The sequence below is a fragment of the Flavivirga aquimarina genome (assembly GCF_030540835.1).
Taxonomy (GTDB): Bacteria; Bacteroidota; Bacteroidia; order Flavobacteriales; family Flavobacteriaceae; genus Flavivirga; species Flavivirga aquimarina.
Genome location: NZ_JAUOEK010000144.1, coordinates 1 through 1,202, shown reverse-complemented (window position 1 = coordinate 1,202; position 1,202 = coordinate 1). Strand labels below are relative to the sequence as shown.

General features: G+C 35.0%; 1 protein-coding gene. It reads right to left on the bottom strand.

From position 1 onward, the window contains the following. Positions 1 to 1,011 (bottom strand): TlpA family protein disulfide reductase (locus Q4Q35_RS15515; RefSeq protein WP_303278918.1); only part of this gene is annotated, 1,011 nt, incomplete at its 3' end. Between the last annotated feature and the right edge of the window lie 191 nt (positions 1,012 to 1,202).

The following is a 1,202-nucleotide window of genomic DNA, read 5'->3' as shown; positions in this document are numbered from 1 at the left end:
GGTCGCCCAAAAATCGATCAATACCACTTTCCCTCTCATGGTATTAAGATCTACGATACTCCCATCTATAGCTGTAAAAACCATATCTAATGGCTTGGAATAATCCACTTCTTTTAAGGCCTCTATAGCAGCTACGTTTTCGGCTGCCAGCTTATGTAAGGCCATAATACCTGGCTGGTCTGCCAGTGGGTTACTAGCACCTGTGGTCTCAAAAAAATAGTTCCAATAGACCTCCGTTGCTGCGGTAGAAAAGTTTTGGAGTAAATTCAAAATAGTTTGAACACGTGCGGCAACTATTTCTAATGTCGCATATTTGTTAACATGTTGTTCTAAACGCAAACGGATATGTTGCCAGTACTGGATCTCAAAACGATTCCAGTATTCAGTCTCTGAATTCTCTTTTTGTAAAGAACTCTCTAATTTAATGTCATAACGAAATTCACGGGCTATCAATTGAAATTCAGCTGCTTCTTTACGTTCCAAGGATGCATTCGAGTGAAGGACACTTGAAACCATATCGTCTCCTGCCTTTAGCCATTGTTCTCTTGCCAAATGATCTATTGGTAACAGACGATTAATTTTTTTATATTCTTTAATAGGAATAGTGTTTAAAACCTGTATTAAATTGTCAGGGATATTGTTTGGTATAAAAAAAGGCTCGGCATTAGCATTAAAAAACAGATATAAAGCTTCATCATGACGCACATCCTTTGGATATTTGTCCCAGAATGCTTTTGCTAATTGTGATCTTTTTTTTAAATATTTGTCATAATATCTTTGCTTTTCTAGAATTGTACCTTCTTTTATAACTCGATATTCTTCCACAGTACCATAAGTACGCATAACAGAACTTAAAACCTTCCAATCCTTATCTGCTGGTGTTTCCATAACAGGCGAGTCTGTTATTATTTCTTGTGCTCGTATGTTTGTGGAAAGGCAGCAAGAAAAGAATAATGCTGCAATTACTAATTTTATGCCTGTTATGTTTTTAATCTTTATGTTGTTATTCATTTTTAGTTTATTTATTTAACTGTTCTCGAACTGACATTTATTTATTAACCGTAATTACAATATCTATTTTTTTTCTAACTGGTGGATAACAGATATCTCCGCTTTAATCGTTTGTTTACCTGTTTGGTTGCTTTTTCCCACTTGAAATTTTTGGCTCATTCGGACATCATTTCCTATATAGACATCAAGAA